This window comes from Nostoc sp. CHAB 5715 (assembly GCF_020829685.1).
GTDB lineage: Bacteria > Cyanobacteriota > Cyanobacteriia > Cyanobacteriales > Nostocaceae > Nostoc.
In genome coordinates, this window is sequence record NZ_JAIVFR010000787.1 from 1 (window position 1) to 3,604 (window position 3,604).

Sequence of the window (3,604 nt, forward strand, 5' to 3'; positions counted from 1 at the left end):
TGAAGTTGTGATGACTTTCATGTTTCTGCTGATTATTTTGGGTGTAACTGACAGCCGTGCTCCTAAAGGATTTGCACCACTGGCAATTGGTTTTGGACTCACTTTGATTCACCTGATTAGCATTCCTGTAACCAATACCTCGGTTAATCCCGCCCGTAGTACTGGAGTTGCTCTATTTGCAGGTGTAGAACTCTTTTCGCAAGTCTGGCTGTTCTGGATAGCTCCGATTTTGGGGGCTATTTTAGCAGGATGGTTGTATGTAGCCGTCTTTAGTGACTCAACTGTGGGCGAACGGCAAAACGTCGAAGAGCTAGTCTAAAAGTCAGTTGGCGCGATATTTCTGGTTTGACAGCAGATGATCAAAACCGGCAATAGTTGGCTCTGCTTGTTCCTATAATCAATCTTCAAGTGAAGCTGCGTAAGCATAGCTTGCTGTAAGCATCGCTTGAGATTTCATTTTTAGACTTCTTAACAATCCCTTGAATGAACAAATAACGCTTGGCTAATTTGTTCAGTCAAGGGATTGACAGAATGTTTAATTGCTCGTCCAGAAATTGCTTCTCAATGGCAGGATATTCTTGTGGCTTTCCCACTGACGAAGACACTAATTAGTTTTGTGTGTCGCATGAACCGGAAGAATGACCGTAGTCTGGCGCGATCGCTAGTCAATTACTCTTGCTCACAACCAACGTTAATAACCAACATAAAATCAGCATTTATCGAGTTTCAAGCTAACTCTGTAAGCATGAATAGCTCTATAGTCATTGTCAAACTGTTGTGACAACAACTTCATTAATGTATTTCTTACTGCCACAACAACAGGATTCTCTGATTGAGCAACTTTTCCTATTAGTACAGCTATTTTCAGGTAAATAGACCACGCGGTAGGGGCACAGCAATGCTGTGCCCTTACGACAGATGTGGTTCAAATACATGAAAACTGCTGTAAAGTGCGATCGCACCTTTGACTTCAGTCCATCGGCTCCAATCAACGCATCGCCGACCTCTGCTAAACCGCCAGTAAAATAAGCACGAACTTTGTCTCCAACTAACTCGAAACGCTCAAACGCCCGACCCAAAACAAAATGCTCACTCGACAGTTTCCGCCAGAGCAGCGCCTGCAAATCAGCACGATGGATGGCTACGGCTGGCACTTCAAAATGATTGATGTAGAGGTTCATTAATTCTTTGCCCATCTGGGAGAAGAACTGATAATTGGTAATTGGATCACTCTCGCGTAACACATCGTCCAACACGCCTAACTCCTTTAGGACATGGGTAGCGTTCGCCCAAAGCGCCACTCCTGCCCCAACTTCGCGTAATGTTGCCGTGCGCTCGTAAACAATAGGTTCAAATCCAGCCCGATAAAGAGCAAGCGCGGTTGCAGTGCCACCGATGCCACCGCCAACCAAAATAATTTTCTTTGTTGTTAGTATCTTCATATAGCTATTAGCTAATTAGTTTGCAATTAAATATTTGTCACCACAGATAAACAGCAATGATCTTTCATATCTGCGGTTTTGGAATTAAATCCCAAATTTAAAATATAAAATTTTATAATGTCAGACACTAATTTTACTGCTGCTTTGCCTCCAGAATCACTCCACCCAGAATTATCTGGGCTTCTGCCCGTGTCATCCCTACGGGCAGAAGCCATAGCACGCATCCGCAACAGTCTACGTCCTGGACAACAGCAAATGGCTGACTGGCAATCTGGCCCTTTGGCTATTTCTGCTGTTCCTGGCGCAGGCAAATCTACTGGTATGGCGGCGGCGGCAGCGATCGCGATCGCACGTCAATATGAACGTTCATCCTCCCGCCGTCAATTGGTAGTTGTTACCTTTACTCGCTCCGCTGCTGCCAATATTAAAGCCAAGATTCGCAAATTCTTACGAGATGATTTATCTTTACCTCAGACGGGATTCTTTGTCTATACCCTACATGGTCTAGCGTTGAACATTGCCAGTCGCCATCCTGATTTATCGGGTTTGCAATTAGAAAATGTCACATTAATTACACCAACCCAAAGTCACCGCTTTATCCGAACAGCCGTAGAACAATGGATTGCGAATAATCCAGGAATATATTTGCGGTTATTAGAAGGTCATCAATTTGATGGAGAAGAGACAGAAAGGTTACGTCGCCAATCGGTGCTGCGAACAGAAGTATTACCAGAATTAGCTAATACGGTAATTCATGAAGCAAAAAGTTCTGGGATATCGCAAGAATTGTTACGGGAGTGGAGTAAACAAACCACAGACGAATATACAATTTTGAGCGTAGCGGCGGGATTGTATGAGCAATATCAAAACTTAATGCGATCGCGTGACTTCATCGACTATGACGATATGATTTTAGCCGCACTGCGCGTTTTAGAAAACGACAGCGCCCGTCGCATCGAGCAAAACCAAGTATTCGCTGTCTTTGAAGACGAAGCCCAAGATTCTAGCCCCCTACAGACGCAGCTGTTAGAAATTTTGGCGAGTGATGGGGAATATGGGGGAGTGAGGGGAGATGAGGGAGATGAGGGAGATGAGGGAGATGAGGGAGATGAGGGAGATGAGGGAGATGAGGGAGATGAGGGAGATGAGGGAGATAATTCTTCACTCCTAACTCCTAACTCCTCACTCAGTACAGACGCGATTAATCGCGTCTCTACCCACTCCCCACTCAATCTAGTACGAGTTGGCGACCCCAACCAAGCAATTAACTCTACTTTTACCCCAGCCGATCCGATTTATTTTCGACAATTTTGCGAAGAGTGCGATCGCATCAAACGATTGGCAACGATGGATCAAGCTGGTCGCAGTACTAGAATTATCATTGAAGCTGCTAACTTTGCCCTCAAATGGATCAATAAACAGTCGTCAGCAACAACGAATAACGGACAAAAGACTCCTAACAACCGACAATTACCATTTCGCTTACAGACAATTCGCCCTGTTGAAGTTGGCGATCCGCAAAATAACGCCAACCCAGCACCAGTAGGACGAGGATTGGAACTTTATACTCCGCGTGACATTTATCACACCGTTGAATTGTTATTTCAAAGAGTGATCGAGTTATTTAGCGAAGACCCAACACAACATAGTGCAGCGATTTTAGTGCGAGAAAATCGCCAAGGACGATGGTTAGCAGAAGCTCTAACACCTGTGTGCAAAGAGCATAATATTACACTTTACGATGTGGGAGAACGCGATCGGCGTTCCCATGTTCCCCAAGAGATTTTAGCATTACTGCAATTTTGCGATCGCCCCCACTCCCCCGATTACCTCAAAGCCGCACTAGAAGCATTAGTACAGCGCCAGTTAATTCCTACTCAAGACCTCAACGCCCTTGCTAGTCTGCCAGAAGAATTTTTATATCCTGGCCCTCTAGCAGCACCCCAGCCAGAAACAGTCCAAAAAGCTGCTCGTTTGTGTCGCAATTTACTTCGCGCCCGCTTAGAATTGCCCCTGTACCAGCTAATTTCCTTTCTCGCCTTGACCTTAAATTACGACCAGGCAGAATTGGCAACTGCTGACAAACTTGCAGAACGGGTAAACCAGCAGATAGCAGGCAATAGTTCGATGGGGGGAATGCTGTCAGCTTTAAGTGAAATCGT

General features: G+C 45.1%; 4 protein-coding genes. 3 read left to right on the forward strand and 1 reads right to left on the reverse strand.

Annotated features, from left to right (window positions below):
• Both LC574_RS31220 and LC574_RS31225 read left to right on the forward strand, forming a co-directional pair.
• On the forward strand, positions 1-319 hold a 319-nt coding region (locus LC574_RS31220), incomplete at its 5' end, for an aquaporin (RefSeq protein WP_229457454.1).
• Between the two features lie 204 nt (positions 320-523).
• A complete protein-coding gene (locus LC574_RS31225; protein WP_229457455.1) occupies positions 524-781 on the forward strand; it encodes a hypothetical protein in 258 nt (85 codons plus the stop codon).
• On the opposite strand, the gene LC574_RS31230 is transcribed toward LC574_RS31225, so the two are convergent.
• Positions 768-1,442 (reverse strand): NAD(P)/FAD-dependent oxidoreductase, encoded by a 675-nt coding sequence (locus LC574_RS31230; protein WP_229457456.1) that lies wholly within the window; start codon positions 1,440-1,442, stop codon positions 768-770. The genes LC574_RS31225 and LC574_RS31230 overlap by 14 nt on opposite strands.
• A gap of 117 nt (positions 1,443-1,559) precedes the next feature.
• Between LC574_RS31230 and LC574_RS31235 the strand changes: the two genes are divergently transcribed.
• On the forward strand, positions 1,560-3,604 hold a 2,045-nt coding region (locus LC574_RS31235; protein WP_229457457.1), incomplete at its 3' end, for an ATP-dependent helicase.